The organism is Pseudomonas sp. B19125, from assembly GCF_044218855.1.
Lineage (GTDB): Bacteria > Pseudomonadota > Gammaproteobacteria > Pseudomonadales > Pseudomonadaceae > Aquipseudomonas > Aquipseudomonas edaphica.
This window is the reverse complement of the sequence record NZ_CP162589.1, coordinates 3,315,721-3,330,800: the sequence shown is the minus strand read 5'-3', so window position 1 is coordinate 3,330,800 and position 15,080 is coordinate 3,315,721. Positions and strand designations below refer to the sequence as shown.

The 15,080-nt window shown below is 62.1% G+C and carries 14 protein-coding genes; 5 read left to right on the top strand and 9 right to left on the bottom strand.

What is annotated here, in order from left to right; genetic code table 11:
- Positions 1-9: 9 nt before the first annotated feature.
- The 7 genes from AB4P96_RS15150 to AB4P96_RS15120 all read right to left on the bottom strand — a co-directional run bounded on the left by AB4P96_RS15150 (position 10) and on the right by AB4P96_RS15120 (position 5,835).
- Positions 10-840: a DUF2797 domain-containing protein gene (locus AB4P96_RS15150; RefSeq protein WP_017138109.1), complete on the bottom strand. Its 831-nt coding sequence runs from the start codon at positions 838-840 to the stop codon at positions 10-12.
- A complete protein-coding gene (locus tag AB4P96_RS15145; RefSeq protein WP_017138108.1) occupies positions 837-1,097 on the bottom strand; it encodes a YeaC family protein in 261 nt (86 codons plus the stop codon). Before AB4P96_RS15145 ends, AB4P96_RS15150 begins: the two co-directional genes overlap by 4 nt.
- A gap of 80 nt (positions 1,098-1,177) precedes the next feature.
- The gene (locus tag AB4P96_RS15140) at positions 1,178-2,101 is read right to left on the bottom strand and encodes a lipopolysaccharide assembly protein LapB (protein ID WP_099549296.1); all 924 of its coding nucleotides are present in this window, start codon (positions 2,099-2,101) and stop codon (positions 1,178-1,180) included.
- Positions 2,101-2,586: a hypothetical protein gene (locus tag AB4P96_RS15135; protein WP_099549295.1), complete on the bottom strand. Its 486-nt coding sequence runs from the start codon at positions 2,584-2,586 to the stop codon at positions 2,101-2,103. Before AB4P96_RS15135 ends, AB4P96_RS15140 begins: the two co-directional genes overlap by 1 nt.
- Positions 2,586-3,935 carry an ATP-binding protein gene (locus AB4P96_RS15130; RefSeq protein WP_099549294.1) on the bottom strand — a complete coding sequence of 450 codons (1,350 nt, stop codon included), beginning with the start codon at positions 3,933-3,935 and terminating at the stop codon, positions 2,586-2,588. The genes AB4P96_RS15135 and AB4P96_RS15130 overlap by 1 nt, the downstream gene beginning before the upstream one ends.
- A gap of 38 nt (positions 3,936-3,973) precedes the next feature.
- On the bottom strand, positions 3,974-4,948 hold the full coding sequence (locus AB4P96_RS15125; protein ID WP_395600982.1) for a metallophosphoesterase: 975 nt from the start codon (positions 4,946-4,948) through the stop codon (positions 3,974-3,976).
- Positions 4,945-5,835, bottom strand: a complete 891-nt coding sequence (locus tag AB4P96_RS15120; RefSeq protein WP_010210870.1) for an NAD(+) kinase — start codon at positions 5,833-5,835, stop codon at positions 4,945-4,947. Before AB4P96_RS15120 ends, AB4P96_RS15125 begins: the two co-directional genes overlap by 4 nt.
- Positions 5,836-5,979: 144 nt before the next feature.
- Between AB4P96_RS15120 and AB4P96_RS15115 the strand changes: the two genes are divergently transcribed.
- Complete coding sequence (locus AB4P96_RS15115; protein ID WP_017138105.1) at positions 5,980-6,927, top strand: DUF1853 family protein; 948 nt, start codon at positions 5,980-5,982, stop codon at positions 6,925-6,927.
- Here AB4P96_RS15115 and AB4P96_RS15110 read toward each other — a convergent pair.
- Positions 6,920-8,533: a hypothetical protein gene (locus AB4P96_RS15110; protein ID WP_017138104.1), complete on the bottom strand. Its 1,614-nt coding sequence runs from the start codon at positions 8,531-8,533 to the stop codon at positions 6,920-6,922. The two genes, AB4P96_RS15115 and AB4P96_RS15110, sit on opposite strands and share 8 nt — an antisense overlap.
- 142 nt (positions 8,534-8,675) lie before the next feature.
- Between AB4P96_RS15110 and pvdM the strand changes: the two genes are divergently transcribed.
- The 3 genes from pvdM to AB4P96_RS15095 are packed head-to-tail and all read left to right on the top strand — an operon-like array spanning position 8,676 to position 12,230.
- Entirely contained in the window at positions 8,676-10,025 is a 1,350-nt protein-coding gene (pvdM, locus tag AB4P96_RS15105) for a pyoverdine-tailoring dipeptidase-like protein PvdM (RefSeq protein ID WP_395599727.1), read from the top strand.
- Positions 10,026-10,043: 18 nt separating this feature from the next.
- Positions 10,044-11,324: an aminotransferase class V-fold PLP-dependent enzyme gene (locus AB4P96_RS15100; RefSeq protein WP_138452336.1), complete on the top strand. Its 1,281-nt coding sequence runs from the start codon at positions 10,044-10,046 to the stop codon at positions 11,322-11,324.
- A gap of 33 nt (positions 11,325-11,357) precedes the next feature.
- Positions 11,358-12,230, top strand: a complete 873-nt coding sequence (locus AB4P96_RS15095) for a formylglycine-generating enzyme family protein (protein WP_395599726.1) — start codon at positions 11,358-11,360, stop codon at positions 12,228-12,230.
- 116 nt (positions 12,231-12,346) lie between these two features.
- Here the strand turns inward: AB4P96_RS15095 and AB4P96_RS15090 are convergent, their stop codons facing one another.
- Complete coding sequence (locus AB4P96_RS15090; protein WP_099549288.1) at positions 12,347-13,174, bottom strand: formyltransferase family protein; 828 nt, start codon at positions 13,172-13,174, stop codon at positions 12,347-12,349.
- Between the two features lie 201 nt (positions 13,175-13,375).
- Here AB4P96_RS15090 and AB4P96_RS15085 point away from each other — a divergent pair, with 201 nt between their 5' ends.
- Positions 13,376-15,028, top strand: coding sequence for a cyclic peptide export ABC transporter (locus AB4P96_RS15085; RefSeq protein WP_099549287.1), 1,653 nt, complete (start codon positions 13,376-13,378; stop codon positions 15,026-15,028).
- Positions 15,029-15,080: the final 52 nt, after the last annotated feature.

Sequence of the window (15,080 nt, the reverse complement as noted above, 5' to 3'; positions counted from 1 at the left end):
GCATCCTTTTTACTGATGCACGGCGAGCTGGTAGGCCGTGTACTTACGAATGTTGATAACGCCGGTGTCGAAGATCAGGTACTGGCCCTTGATCCCCAGCAACGTGCCTTCGGCAATCGGGTTCTTGTCCAGGTTGAAGCTGACGATCTTGGCCGGGTATTGCTCGACCGGGTAACGAATTTCGATCGGCTCGATGTCGGTTACCGGTTGGATGGCCTGCAAGCCAAAGCGTTCCTGCAACCCCAGCAGGCCGTCGGCGCAGGTGGCGAACAGCTCATCGCGTACCTGCTTGAGATCCACCGATTGCGCATCGCCCTTGAGTAAAGCACGCCAGTTGGTTTTATCGGCCACTTGGCTGCGAAACAGGTCTTCAACGAAACCGGATTGCTGACGGGTCGCCACGCGCATGATCGGCAGCGCCTGGCTGGCGCCCTGGTCGAGCCAGCGGGTCGGCAACTGGGTGGCACGGGTGATGCCGACCTTGATGCCCGACGAGTTGGCCAGGTACACCACGTGGTCGGTCATGCAGAATTGTTCGCCCCAGCCCGGATCACGGCAGGTGCCGGCGTCGTAATGGCAACGCTCGGGGCTCATGATGCACAGGTCACACTGGGCCAGTTTGGTCATGCACGGGTAGCAGTAACCCTGGCTGAAACTGGTCTTGGTCTTGCGGCCGCAATGGCTGCAATGGATGGCACCGAGATACTCCAGGCGCACGTGGCTACCGATCAACGGGTTGACCGGCACCTCGGTGTCGCCCAGGCGAAACGCGTATTGAACGGTCGGCTCACCGAGTTGCGCCGACATTTTACTGACTGCACCGCGACCAATTTCAATCAATGGATCGCATCCGACTTGAACAGAATGTTCGGCACCGGCGCCGACTTGGACGCGCATTCCTGCGGGCCCATGTAGCCGGTACGCTGCTCTTCGGGCAGGTTCTGGATTTCCCAGGCGATCACCGCTTGCAGCGACAGCTCGCGCTGCTCCGCAGTGAGCTTGCGGCCATCGGACCACTTGCCGATTTCCACGGCCAGCTTGAGGCTCTCGTAGATGTCCGGGGTGATGTTTTCGATCATTTCAGCAAAAGACGACATGTACACAACCTCTTGATAACGGTCGCTGGTTCGGCGAATACCGTGATTGACAATTGAACGCAGGGCTCGACACCGACGCGTCAGAATTCCTTGGACAGCTTGACCTGGACCAGCTCCTTTTCCAGCAAGCGCCGGAAGATCTGCGGCGCCGCGAAGGTATAGGCGGCAAACGCCAGCCACACCCAATCAATCATCTGCGCCACTTGCGGGTAACCCTGGGCCGTCAGGGTGATGACCACCACACGGTAGGCCACGAACATAAACAGCAGTAGGACAATGGCGCGAGTGGCGCTGCGCTCGTTCATCCAGCTATTGAAGCGCCACCAAGCGCCCAAAAACAAATTACTGCGGGCTTTTACTGCCGTCAGCAGGTGCAGCGCCGCGACATTCGTGGCATTTTCCTGCAAAGCCCAGATCGCATTCTCGCGGGCGCCCTTGACGTCGCCCTCGCGCAGCAGCAAATGCCCCAGCACCACCACCGCGCCGGCATTGCCCGGATCGGCCTGCAACGCTTGACGCGCAAACTGATGCGCCTGATCCCAATGGCCACTGGCGCGATGGAACTGCGCCATGGCGACCAAGTTGGAAGCGTCATCGGGGGCCAGCTCCAGGGCTTTTTCCAGCGGCTCGCGGCTCTGCGCCAGGCGGCCGGTCAATTGATACAGCTCGGCCAGGCAGCGGTAATTGATGGGGTTGAGCGGTTCCATATCCAGTAACTGGGTCAAATGTTCTTGGGCCAGGCTGAACTTGCGCAAGGCCATCGCCACCTGGGCGGCCGCGTAGTGAGCCAACGGCAACTGCGCATCCGACGCCAGGGCGAGCTGCACTTCACGCTTGGCCGCATGCACGCGGCGCATGTTCATCAAACAGATCGCCAGCAGCGCATGGGCTTCGCCGGAGTGCGGGTCGCTGGCCAGCAGTTGGCGCAACGCATCAATGGCACCGTCATTGTGGTCAGCCTGCAGGCGCTGATAAGCCAGTTGCAACAGGTAGTCGGTATTCATCAGCTCACCACCAGATACCAAAGGGTGCTGGGCACCCATTTGACGACCATGCCTTTAAGAACAAAGCCACCGATCAACGCCAATGGGAGACCAAAACGGCTGAGGACACCGCCGTAGTATTGGTAAATCTCGATGGTCGCGTTTTGCTGCATATACAACAGGTAACCAATGCTCAATTTCCACACCACCAATACCAGCAAGGCATATTGGACCCCGGCCTGGGACTGGATATAGCCAAAGCCCACCAGTTGCAGCAGCCCGAACCCAATGACCACGCTGCCCACCAGCGCCACGCCGGCCAACACCCACTCGCGCACCCGCGTCGGGCTGCCCACGGCAATCGAGTTGAACACAAACCAGGGCAAGCCGAGCCAGGCGCCACCCAGCATCAAGCCCAACAAGGGCCACAGCGGTGACACCGCCCATTTGGCCAAGGCGCCCGGGCGCGGCTCATCTTCAATGCGGTACCCACCGTACTGCGCCATCAGCGACCCTTCCCGTGTTTGTCGAGGAAGGCCAGCACCTCGTCGTATTGATTGCCTTCATTGGCGTATCGCGCGTAGTTACGCGCGGTGGTCAACCACTCCAGGGTGGTCGCACGTACGTCTTTCAACGCGGCCTTGAAATGCCGGTCGCAGATCAACTGTTCGGTACCACTCTCGATCGAGGCTTCAATCGCCTCATCGGCAGCGGTTTCCACCAACTCGCTGAGGTCCGCGCCTGAGAAACCCGAGGTGTTCTTGGCCAGGAAGGCAAAGTCGATGTCATCGGCCATGGGCCGGCCTTTCATCATCGCCTTGAGCATGCTTTCGCGCGCAGGACGATCCGGCGGCGGCACGAACAGCACGCGGTCAAAGCGCCCAGGGCGACGGAAGGCCGAGTCCACCGACCATGGCACGTTGGTCGCGGCAAGGATCAACACCCCGTGGTTGTCATTGGTAAACCCGTCCATCTCGGACAGGAACTGGCTAACCAACTTTGAGGAGGTCGATTCACGGGTATTCGAACGTTTGCCGCCCAACGCCTCGACTTCATCGAAGAACATCACCGCAGGCGCCTGGGCCCGTGCCTGTTCGAACAACGCGTGCAACTTGCGCTCGGACTCACCGATATACATGTCCAGCACATCAGAAATCGCCACATTGAAAAACGTCGCCTTGCACTCCCCGGCCGTCGCGCGGGCTAACAGGGTCTTGCCACACCCTGGCGGGCCGTACAGCAGCACGCCGCCGCCGACCTTCTTGCGAAAACGCTGGAATAGCCCAGGTTTTTGATACGGCAGGATGATCTTTTTGTGGATAGTCTTTTTCAGCTCGTCCAGGCCACCGATATCGTCAAAAGTCAGGGTTTCCTTTTCCGGCACCAGCAGGCGCACCACTTCGCTCTTGTCGGTGTCGTCGTTGGAAATCACGCGCAGGCGCGGGCGCCCTTCGGCCGCAGGAAAATCCAGCACCGACACATTCAACCGACGCCACAGCGCCATGTCTTCCAGCGCCGGATTGGCATCGACTGCCGCGCGGTATTCCACCTGGGCTTCCTTGAGGCGTTCCAGCGACGCCAGCACGCGGGCCTTGAGCAGGCGTGCGGCAGGGTCGTTGCCCTCTATCAGTTGCAAGGCACGTGGTGCCTGGCCGGCGGCAAGACACAGCTGCGCGGCGGCCAGCTTAAGGGCTGCGGCGTTGGGCCATTGTTCAAGGTCGGCCGGCAGCAGGTCAAGCCCGCGCTCAAGCTCGCCGCGCTCAAGGCTGGCGCCGACCAGCATCGTCAGCAGCGCGACATTGCCGGGCGCCGCAGACAGCGCGGCTTTCAGCTGGTCGAACGTCGAATCATCCATGGTGCTTCCTTAAAAGTTCAGTGGTGGTACACACAGGATCATGTGATCACCTCAGGCCGCTCAACGTCGACCCATACAAATTTACGCGGATCCAGGCGGGTTTCCTGGTCCAGTCGGTACGCCACCAGCTTGCCGTAAAGCACCGCGCTGTAGTCCAGGCAGGCCAGGTTGTCGCGGATCGGCGCCGGCTTGCCGCTGCGCCAGTAATGGCCGACGAACAACAACGGTTCGTCGACGCCATAACGCAGCAGGGAATTTTTTTCCGTAGACGAAAGCGGCGTTCGCGCCACCGGTTCCGGCAGTGCATCGGGCTGGAACACGATGTCGCCGTAGGTTTTGGGGTCGTCTTCCCAGAATTTGGTGCGGAAAAATGAGCGCGTCAGGCCATCGCCACCGGTCAGCGTCAGGCCGTCCGGCAGGCGCATGTCGGTGCCGCGCAGCAGGCGGTCGAAGGCGTTGCAGGCAAAGCTGCCCGGCACGGCGGCGGCCTGCAAAAAGTGCTGGTCGATGCAGCCATCCGGGAAGGTGGCGCGCAGCGGCTGGATAAAGCCTTCGTCCCAACACGCATGCACCACGCGAAACCGCCCGGCGTCGACAAACAGCGGCATGTCGTAGAACCAGCCGAGGAAGTCGTGCCAGTCGGCCGGGTGGTGCTCGAACTGGGTCAGAGTTTCGTGGATCAACCGCGCATGGCGTGGGTTGTGCTCGCGCACGAACTGCTTGCCACTGCCCGGCGGCGCCGGCGTGCTCCAGCCCAGCGCGTTGAACTCGTGGTTGCCCATGATGCACAGCGCCTGGCCGGCCTCGGTCATATCGTGGACGATATGCAGCGCCTCGCGGATGCGTGGCCCACGGTCGATGATATCGCCGAGGAACACCGCCATACGCGTCGGATGGCGCCAGGTTCCAGCCTGTTTATGGTAGCCCAGCCGGTCGAGCAAGTGCTCAAGGGTATGAGCGCAACCGTGCACGTCACCAATCAGGTCGTAGCTACGCGCGGGATCGAGCATCAGTCGCCTCCACCCCCCAAGCGGCTGCCCCAGCCCAGCTTGGTGCGGCACACTTCGTAGTAGTTGTGGTCCAGCGGGTGGATCAACCGCAACTTCTGTGCCTTTTTGCTCACGGTGATGGTGTCACCGGGGGCGCAGGTGAAATGGTTCTGCCCGTCGCAGGAGACTTGCGGGTAGATCTGCATGTCTTTGGACACCACGATTTTCAGCTCACTGTTGCCATCAACCACAATTGGCCGACTGGACAACATATGGGGGTACATCGGCACGATCACAATGGCATCGAGTTTGGGGTGCATGATCGGACCGCCAGCCGACAGTGCGTACGCGGTAGAACCGGTCGGCGTGGCGACGATCAGGCCGTCAGCCTTTTGGCTGCACACGAACTGGCCGTCGATATACAGCTCGAACTCGATCATGCGCGTGGATTTGCCAGGGTGCAGCACCACATCGTTGAGCGCATCGCCCTGGCCGATGGCCTCACCGTGGCGGCGTACTTCGGCTTGCAGCAGGAAGCGGTTTTCCACCAGGTAATGGCCGTCGAGCACCTTGGCCACTTCGACTTCGAGGTCATCCGGGCGGATATCCGTGAGGAACCCCAAACTGCCACGGTTGATCCCCAGCACCGGCACGTTGTGCCGCGCCAGTGCACGGGCGGCACCCAGCAGGCTGCCGTCGCCGCCGACCACAATAACCATGTCACAGACTTCGCCGAGCATCTTGCGCGACGAGGTTTGCAGGCCGTGGCCGGGCAGGATTTCGGCGATGGTGTCTTCGAGGATCACATGCAGGTGGCGTTCCAGCAGGAATTTTTTCAGCCGGCGGACGGTGTCCAGCACCTGGGTACTGCCCAGGCGACCGATAATGCCGATATTGCGAAATTGCTCCATGGGGCTCCTGCGGGATTTGGGGTCTGGCAAAAAGAACGATTATGGGCGAAAGGCCGCGTCAGGCAAAACCCTTTGTCGCCGCAGGGCCTTGATGACAATGGTTCTCAGCCACCCTTAACGGCTCTAAAAGGCTATGCTCGGACCATGACTGTGTTCCCCGACCTGCTCAACCTGCCCCGCCAATTGCGCCACCCCGAGGTGCGCGACCTGGCGTGGGTGGTGCTCGCCCCGCCGATGCTTGCGCAAACGCCCTGGCCGCAGCGCCATCCACTGGCCGGCAGCGACTGGGTGCAGGCGCCGCACCGGCTCGAACAGTGGTTACGCACCCTCGACCAGGACAGCAGCGCCTTGCAGCATTGGCTAAGCCTGTCGCGCACGCGGCGCCTGGGCCTGTACTACGAGCGCCTGTGGCAATTCGCGGTGCAACATGCGCCGGGGGTGGAGTTACTGGCCGCCAACCTGCCGATCCGCCGCGCCGGGCATACGCTGGGCGAGCTGGATATGCTGGTGCGCGACCGCGATGGCGTGCACCACCTGGAACTGGCGATCAAACTGTATCTGGGGCCGCAGGACGGCAACGGCCAGGACCCCGCGCAATGGCTCGGCCCCGGCTGTCATGACCGGCTGGACCGCAAGCTCGCGCACCTGGCCCAGCATCAACTACCGATTTCGGCCCGCCCGGAAAGCCGCGAAGCCCTGGCGGCGCTGGATATTGCGCAGTTCGATGCACATTTGTGGCTGGGCGGGTATTTGCTCTATCCGTGGCCCGGCACCGCCGAATCCCCGCTGGGCGTTGAACCACAGCACCTGCGCGGGCGCTGGCTGCATCAGCGTGATTGGCGCGACTTCGTCAGCCAGAGCCCGCCGGGGCGCTGGCAACCCCTGCCTCGGCACGCCTGGCTGGCGCCGGCGCATTACTCGGAGGATCAGGTGTGGCGTGCTGACCAGATGCAAGCCTGGCTGGCAGACCTCGACCCGATGGCACCGGCCCAATTACTGGTGCGGCTGGTTCAGCAAGGCGCAGATTGGGAAGAAGCCGAACGTTTGTTCCTTGTTGCAGACCTGTGGCCAAACGTCCCGGGCATTACTTGAGTTTCAGGTGGCGCGCATACCAGGGCCGTTTCGGCACGCGCTTGAACAAGGCCTGCAATCCGTCTTCTTCGGCGAAGGTGATGCGCAGCGCCAGCTTCATGGTCTCCGGGTCCATCTCCATCGACCGCCCCATCTGCAGCCCCGGCGTGGTGCTGCAACCGTGGGTGTCCGGCCCCAGCCATGGGTCAGCGACTTCCACCCAGCGGCCTTGGGCAAACCACTTGACCCCGTTGACCTCCAGCCGGCTGACCTCGCCTGGATTGAACCGCTCATGGGCGCGAAACCAGTCCTCGATGCGATCATCGATCCAGCCGTGAAAGTGCCAGAACACCGGGTTTACGTGCGATGAGAACGGGTCGCCCAGGAAGTCGTTCTGCGGCGCGTACCAACGCGCGGCAAAGTCCGCCGGGTCACGGGCGAACGGCACCGGCGCGCCGTTGGACGGGTCACGGGGCACCGAGGCCCAACGCATGTGCAGCCAGTCGTGCAGGCCCAGCTCCATCTCCGAACCTAACTGGCCCAAGGTCAGTTTGGCCAGGTAACGCGGGTCACGGTACTGCGACTCCCACACCTGGAAGTTGCTGTGGTAGGTCTCGGCCGCCTTGATATCGCTGACCCATTGGGTGTAGTCGCTGTCATCAGGTGCTGACCAACAGGGTGGCAGCGCAAAGCCGTCGTGGTTATCGAAATAACGCAAAAACCCCAGGCGATCGCGTTCCAGCGCCGGTTGGGGTTCAGGGAATTGCGGCCAGGAAGGCAGGTCTTGCATGGAGCGCGCAGTGCCAAGCATATGCCGGTGCATGAAAAAGAAGTCGATACCCGAACCGTTGCGGTCTTTGCGTTTGCCGCGCGCGTCGCGCTCCTGGCCGCGTGGCCCGGGTTGCCAACCGATACCGCGCAGGGCATCGCGTTTTTCCTCGGACAGCTTGTGCCACTGGTCACGGGTGGCGTGCCAGAGCTGGTGGAACAGCCGGTGCTCAGGCGCGATCAGCCAGGCCAGCAAGGTCGGGTTAAGGCCGATACGCTGGCGCGCCTCGGGGAACAGTTGCTTGTGGGCGATAAAGCGGTTGTCGCGCTCGGTCAGGGCCAGGGGACGCTCAAGGTCGAGAACCTGCCCGCTCAGGGTGCTGCTGCCGGCATTGGCGAAGTCGGCCCAAACTTCGTCGAGGGTCATCTTGAACTCATAGGCCGGTGCGCCATCCGCGGCGTCGCGGTCGATCAGGCGCCAGTAGAGCACGGCGCCCTCGCCCGTCAGCAGATCACCGAGCACGCGGTAACGCGGCTCGCCCTCGGCACGCAGGTTTGCAGCGGTGTCCAGATAGCCACGCAAGCCACGGCCGCGCGGGGCGATGTCGAGCAACAGCTCCAGGCCTTGCAGCGGCAAGCCTTTAAGGCCTGCATCGCGGCCCTCCAGGCGCAGGCTCCACACACCGCGCAGGGTATTGGCCAGGTGTTGGCCGGCGGTGTCGGCCAGGTCCACCGTGGCCTCGCCCGGCGTGATCGGGAATTCTTCACGCGTCAGCTCGCGGTGGGCATAAAGGGCCGCTGGCACGGCAGCGCCGGTCAGCGCCAGGCCGGCGATGAAGCCACGTCGAGAGAGGGTCATTGTCTACCTTAGGAAACAGCTTGATCAGAGCTAGAACGTTGACGGCCGCGAGAAATTTACCGGCCCAGCGCCCGCGCCTAAATTTCCCCGGCCATGGCTCGTTCTTCCCTGATAGCAAAGGCCTCAACTGACTGAGATGGCAATGACAAAATCACGTTCGAAAAAGGCGCTGTATATCGGCCTGCCGCTGGCACTGGCCATCGGCGCCGGGGTCGGTTTCCTGGCCTGGGATCACTGGTTCAAAGGCAATGCCGGCTACCCGCTGGAGGTGATCAAGCAGGCCAACGAAATGCAGGACCGCTTGTTGTCGTTCGACAGCCATATCACCGTGCCCATGGATTTCGGCACCGCCGGCAACGAAGCCGACAAGGATGGCAGCGGCCAGTTTGACCTCGCCAAGGCGGCACGCGGGCGCTTGTCGGGCGCGGCCCTGACGATTTTCGGCTGGCCGGAAATCTGGAACGGCCCCAACGCGCCGCACAAACCCACCGACGGTTTTGTCGAGGAGGCCCGTCACGAGCAGGAGGTGCGCTACAAGATCATCTCCGGCATGGTGCGCGACTTCCCCAACCAGGTCGGCATCGCCTACACCCCGGACGATATGCGGCGCCTGCATGGCGAGGGCAAGTTTGCGATCTTTATCAGCATGCTCAACGCCTACCCGCTGGGCGACGACCTCAACCAGCTGGACCTGTGGGCGGCACGCGGCATGCGCATGTTCGGCTTCAGCTATATCGGCAACAACGCCTGGTCCGACTCGTCACGCCCGCTGCCGTTTTTCAATGACACCACCGACGCGCTTGAAGGGCTGTCAGCCATCGGCCAACAAGCCGTGCACCGCCTCAACGACCTGGGCGTGATCATCGATGTGTCGCAGATGTCGACCAAGGCGCTGGAGCAAGTCGCGCAATTGAGCCGTACCCCCATGATTGCCTCGCATTCGGCGCCGCGTGCCTCGGTGGATATCCCGCGCAACCTCAGCGACAAAGAACTGCAACTGATCAAAAACAGCGGTGGCGTGGTGCAGGTGGTGGGCTTCCCGGCCTATTTGCGCCCGCTGAGCCAACCCACCCAAGACAAGCTCAACACTTTGCGTGCGCGCTTCGATTTGCCGCCGTTGCCCAACCTGGCCATGGCCTTGATGCCCGGTGACGCCATCATCGCCGCCTGGCCCGAGCAGAAGTTCGGCCAGTACGCCCAGGGGCTGTACGTCATTCTTGAAGAAGAACCCAAGGCCACCCTCAAGGACTGGGGCGATGCCATTGACTACACCGTGCGCAAGATCGGCATCGACCACGTCGGCATCGCCTCGGATTTCAACGACGGCGGCGGCATCCAGGGCTGGGAGAACGTCGGCGAAGTGCGCAATGTCACCGCCGAACTGATCCAGCGCGGCTACTCCGAGGCCGACATCGCCAAGCTGTGGGGAGGCAACTTCCTGCGGGTGTGGGACCAGGTACAAAAAGCCGCCAAGCCGTTGGCCAACCGCTAATTACTCAGAAGCCAGTCCATGACCGACCGCCGTACATTCCTCAAGCAGGCTGGCGTACTCGCCGCTAGCCTGCCATTGGGCAGCACATTGCTCGCGCACGCCCAGGCAGCCACCCAGTCGCCTGCCACAAACGACCCATGGACGGGTTTCAAACAGCTGTTCACCCAAGACCCGGACTACCTGCACTTTTCCAACTTCCTGGTGACCTCCCACCCACGCCCCGTGCGCGAAGCCATTGAGCGCTACCGCCAGCAGATCGACCGCAACCCCGGCCTGGCCATGGACTGGGGCCTGGAAGAAACCTGGAAACGTGAAGGCCAGGTGCGCGAATGGGCCGGTCGTTACCTGAACGCCAAGCCGGCTCAGATCGCCCTCACCGGCAGCACGTCGGAAGGCCTGGCGATGATCTACGGCGGGATCAAGCTGCGCCCCGACCAAGAGATTCTCACCACCGAACACGAACACTACGCCACCCAGAACGTGCTGGACTTTCGCGTCGCCCGCCAAGGCACCCAGGTGCGGCGCATCCGCTTGTTCGAGCGCGCCAGCCAGGTCTCCAGTGACGAAGTGCTGGGCAACATCAAGCGCGCCATTCGCCCCACTACCCGCGTGCTGGGCATGACCTGGGTGCAGTCCGGCAGTGGCGTGAAGCTGCCGATCGGCGAAATCGGCAAGCTGGTGGAGGAACTCAATCGCAACCGCGACGACAACGACCGCATCCTGTATGTGGTCGATGGCGTACATGGTTTTGGCGTGGAGAACCTCGACTTCCCGGCCATGCACTGCGACTTCTTTATCGCCGGCACGCATAAATGGATGTTCGGCCCACGCGGCACCGGGCTGGTCTGCGCCCGCGATGCCGAAAACAAATACGTCACACCCATGGTGCCGACCTTCTCCGAAGACACCAACTTTGCCACCACCATGACGCCCGGCGGCTACCACGCCTTTGAGCATCGCTGGGCGGCGGATGAAGCGTTCAAGCTGCACCTGCAACTGGGCAAGGCACAGGTTGAGGCGCGCATCCACGTACTCAACAGCGAACTCAAAACCCAGTTGCTGGCGCATCCGCAGATCGAGTTGGTGACACCGCGCAGCACCGACCTGTCGGCAGGTTTTACGTTCTTCCGCATCAAGGGTCAGGAAAGCGAAGCCGTGGTCGCCCACATGATGAAAAACCGCGTGGTGATCGACGCCGTCGACCGTGATGTCGGCCCGGTAATCCGTACCTCCCCCGGCCTGCTCAACAGCTCCGACGAAATCCAGCAGTTTATGGCCCTGCTGAGCCAACGCCTGTGATGCGCCCTTTTTTCCTTTGAACGAGATGCCCACATGAATCCATCCCGACTCAAACCCCTGACCGCCCTGGCGCTGACTGCTCTTTGCGCGGCATGGCTGCCCAACCTGGCGCAGGCCGCCACGCCGCAACCCGGCAAAGTGTTCAAGGACTGCAAGGACTGCCCGGAAATGGTGGTGCTGCCCGCCGGCACCTTCACCATGGGCACGCCGGAAGACGAAGTCGGCCGCGAGCCCGATGAAGGCCCGATGCACGACGTGACCTTCGCCAAACCGTTTGCCATGAGCCGCTTCCACGTCACTGCCGCCGAATGGGACAGCTATATCCGCCAGACCGGCGTCAAGATCGCCGACGGCGACACCCGCCCCGGCCGCGAATGCATCGCCAGCAAGCCCCGCTACCCGCAAGGGCCACGCCAGCCGGCAGTGTGCATGGACATGGACGACATCAAGCAGTACGTCGCCTGGCTATCGGAAAAAACCGGGCACAAGTACCACATGGTCAGCGAAGCCCAACGTGAATACGCTGCCCGCGCCGGCTCCGCCGGACCGTTCCCCTTCCCGTTCGACGAGAGCAAGGGCTACAGCATCGCCCAGCACGCCAACACCTACGGCCCGGCAGATGGCTACAGCTATTCCTCGCCGGTGGGCAGCTACCCGCCGAATGCATTCGGCATGTACGACATGCACGGCAATGTGTATGAGCGGGTTGCCGACTGCGAGCACCCCAACTATATCGGCGCCCCTACCGACGGCAGCGCCTGGATGGAGCCCAACTGCGAGGGCTACCAGATCCGCGGCAATGACTGGGGCGAAGCGCCGGTGTTCTCACGCTCGGGCAACCGCAACACCATCTACCCGCAAACCCGTGGGGACTGGATTGGGTTCCGGGTAGTGCGCGACCTTTAAGCAGCACACCGAGCAGAAGGTGGGAGCTGGCTTGCCTGCGATGCAGACACCTCGGTACATCAGGTACACCGAGTTGATGCCATCGCAGGCAAGCCAGCTCCCACACTTGGATCGCCTTAGGCCTGCTTGGCCAACAACTCCAACCCTTCATGCAACGCCGGGAACAGGCTGTTGTTGAAGTTGTTCCAGCGCAATTCGAGGATGGTGTCCTCAGGCGAAATCTCGGTTTTCAGCACGTCGTGGAACACTTCGCCCGAATCAATGCCGTTGTCCACGTAATGGAACGAAGCGCCGGTGAGGTACAGCGGTTCGCTGGCCTTGGTGGCTTTGGTCGCCCAATCCACCACCGTCTGCCCGCGCGCGCCGTACAAGGCATTCCAGGTGGCATAGGCGCCACGGCGCTCGTAAGGCGATTCAATACGGGTAATGCCTGGGTGGATGTTCATGATCCGCCGCGCGAACGGCGCGCCGGGCCGCACCAACTCATCGAGGATCACCAACAGGCCGTCCAGCACCACGATATCGGCCTTCAACTCCACCAGGGTGTCGTGCAAGCGACGTTCAAAATCCTGCTTGCCGGCGATGTGTTCGGCGCTGCCACGCGGCAGGCGACGGTAGGTGGACGGCACGCTCAGCAACAAGTCATTGACCAGCTTGCCCTGCACGCGCAGGTCCGCCGGGTACAGCCACTGGCGACCCGGCTGATAGGCAAAACCATAGTCGGCCACCAACTGCTGGTCCCGCGGGTTCTGCTCGTCATCGTCGTACACCACGCCGACCAGGTTGTAGGCCTGGCCCAACGGTGTGTCGTTCAGCGACCCCACCAGAAACTCCAGCACCGACTTCATATAGCGCTCGTGGTCCTTGTAGGCCACCGGCTGCCCGGCCTTGTCGGCGGCAGCGTTTCTCAGGGACCAGACATACACCAGATTCTTTTTCGTCATTGTTTCGCTCTCGCTGGATAGATCAGGCACGCGCCAATACGCGTGCGCCTACACAACAAGAACGAACCAGCCTGCAGGCAATTTATCGACCCAGGCCACCGCCCGGCGCGCCGCGCTAAATAGTCGCCCCGACACTTCGTTTGTCATGGGTAAGGGTCTGTGTGCCCAGCCCCCTCTTTTTTCACTTTCCGGGAAGTATTTATGACCGACCCCAAGCGCGGCGCCTTTAACGGTTTGCTCGCATTGCTCAGGCCTTTTCGCACCATCGTGACAGTCTCTGTCGCGCTGGGCATGGCCGGCGGCCTGGCCATCACGTTGCTGCTGGCGACTATCAATAACGCCCTGCACTCTACAACCGGCATGACCCAGGGCGTGGTCCTGACCTTTGCGGCGCTGTGCCTGTTGGCGCTGACCAGTTCGATCGTCTCGGATATCGGCACCAACTATGTGGGCCAGCGGATCATTGCCGCCCTGCGCAAGGATCTCGGCGAGAAAGTGCTGTCGGCGCCCATCGAGCAGATCGAACGCTACCGCTCGCACCGCCTGATCCCGGTGCTCACCCACGACGTCGATACCATCAGCGACTTCTCCTTCGCGTTCACCCCGCTGGCCATCGCCAGCACGGTAACCCTGGGTTGCCTGGGTTACCTGGCCTACTTGTCTGTGCCGATGTTCCTGATGATGATCGTCGCCATTGTGATCGGCAGCAGCGTGCAGTTCATCGCCGGCCACAAAGGCATACGCGGCTTCGATGCAGCCCGCGACCTGGAAGACGAACTGCAGCGCTACTATTCGGCGATCGCCTCCGGCGCCAAGGAGTTGCGCATCCACCGGCCACGGCGCTACCGGATGAACACCCACCGTATCCAGGAAACCGCCGACCGGATCAGCGACATCCAGGTGCGCTCGGTCAACATTTACATCGTGGCCAAAACCTTTGGCTCGATGCTGTTCTTTGTGGTCATCGGCCTGGCCCTGGCCATGCAAGCCTACAGCCCCAATCCGGACCCGGCGGTGATCACCGGTTTTGTGTTGGTGCTGCTGTACATGAAAGGCCCGCTCGAACACGTGATCGGTTACCTGCCGATCATCGGCAAGGCCGGCATTGCCTTTGCGCGTATCACCGAGCTGTCTGATCGCTTCTCGTCCCCCGAGCCGCATTTGTTGATGGACGGCAGCGAAGCTCCCACGCCGGTGGTCAACAGCCTTGAACTGCGTGGTGTCACCTACAGCCCGCCGCCGGTAGAGGGCAGCGAGCCGTTTCACCTGGGGCCGATCAACCTGAGCATCCAGCAGGGCGATATCGTGTTTATCGTCGGCGAGAACGGCTGCGGCAAGACCACACTGATCAAACTGTTGCTGGGCCTGTATCAACCCGACGCCGGCGAAATCCGCCTGAACGGCGAAACCGTGACCGACCCGGTGCGCGATGACTATCGCCAATTGTTCACCACGGTGTTCGCCGACTATTACCTGTTCGACGACCTGGTCCAGGGCAGCGCCACGCAATCGCTGGACAGTGCTGCCAAGTACCTGGAGCGCCTGGAAATCGCGCACAAAGTCAGCGTCAAGGACGGCGTATTCAGCACCACCGACCTCTCCACCGGGCAGCGCAAGCGCCTGGCGCTGGTCAATGCCTGGCTCGAAGAGCGCCCGGTGCTGGTGTTCGACGAATGGGCCGCCGACCAGGACCCGGCCTTCCGCCGCGTGTTCTACACCGAGCTGCTGCCCGACCTCAAGCGCCTGGGCAAAACCATCATCGTGATCAGCCACGACGACCGCTACTTCGACATCGCCGACCAACTGGTGCGCCTGCGAGCGGGCAAGGTCGTGCACGAGATGGAGCCGGCTTGAAATTTATTTTCCGGTTTTTCCGGATAGGAACGTCTCACTAGTGGTAATGAGA

Excerpts from the sequence above, each read along its gene's own strand:
- AB4P96_RS15145 (WP_017138108.1), bottom strand. The coding sequence starts at position 1,097 with ATGTCGTCTTTTGCTGAAATGATCGAAAACATCACCCCGGACATCTAC.
- AB4P96_RS15140 (WP_099549296.1), bottom strand. The coding sequence starts at position 2,101 with ATGAATACCGACTACCTGTTGCAACTGGCTTATCAGCGCCTGCAGGCT.
- AB4P96_RS15135 (WP_099549295.1), bottom strand. The coding sequence starts at position 2,586 with ATGGCGCAGTACGGTGGGTACCGCATTGAAGATGAGCCGCGCCCGGGC.
- AB4P96_RS15130 (WP_099549294.1), bottom strand. The coding sequence starts at position 3,935 with ATGGATGATTCGACGTTCGACCAGCTGAAAGCCGCGCTGTCTGCGGCG.
- AB4P96_RS15120 (WP_010210870.1), bottom strand. The coding sequence starts at position 5,835 with ATGGAGCAATTTCGCAATATCGGCATTATCGGTCGCCTGGGCAGTACC.
- AB4P96_RS15115 (WP_017138105.1), top strand. The coding sequence starts at position 5,980 with ATGACTGTGTTCCCCGACCTGCTCAACCTGCCCCGCCAATTGCGCCAC.
- AB4P96_RS15110 (WP_017138104.1), bottom strand. The coding sequence starts at position 8,533 with ATGACCCTCTCTCGACGTGGCTTCATCGCCGGCCTGGCGCTGACCGGC.
- pvdM (WP_395599727.1), top strand. The coding sequence starts at position 8,676 with ATGACAAAATCACGTTCGAAAAAGGCGCTGTATATCGGCCTGCCGCTG.
- AB4P96_RS15100 (WP_138452336.1), top strand. The coding sequence starts at position 10,044 with ATGACCGACCGCCGTACATTCCTCAAGCAGGCTGGCGTACTCGCCGCT.
- AB4P96_RS15095 (WP_395599726.1), top strand. The coding sequence starts at position 11,358 with ATGAATCCATCCCGACTCAAACCCCTGACCGCCCTGGCGCTGACTGCT.
- AB4P96_RS15090 (WP_099549288.1), bottom strand. The coding sequence starts at position 13,174 with ATGACGAAAAAGAATCTGGTGTATGTCTGGTCCCTGAGAAACGCTGCC.
- AB4P96_RS15085 (WP_099549287.1), top strand. The coding sequence starts at position 13,376 with ATGACCGACCCCAAGCGCGGCGCCTTTAACGGTTTGCTCGCATTGCTC.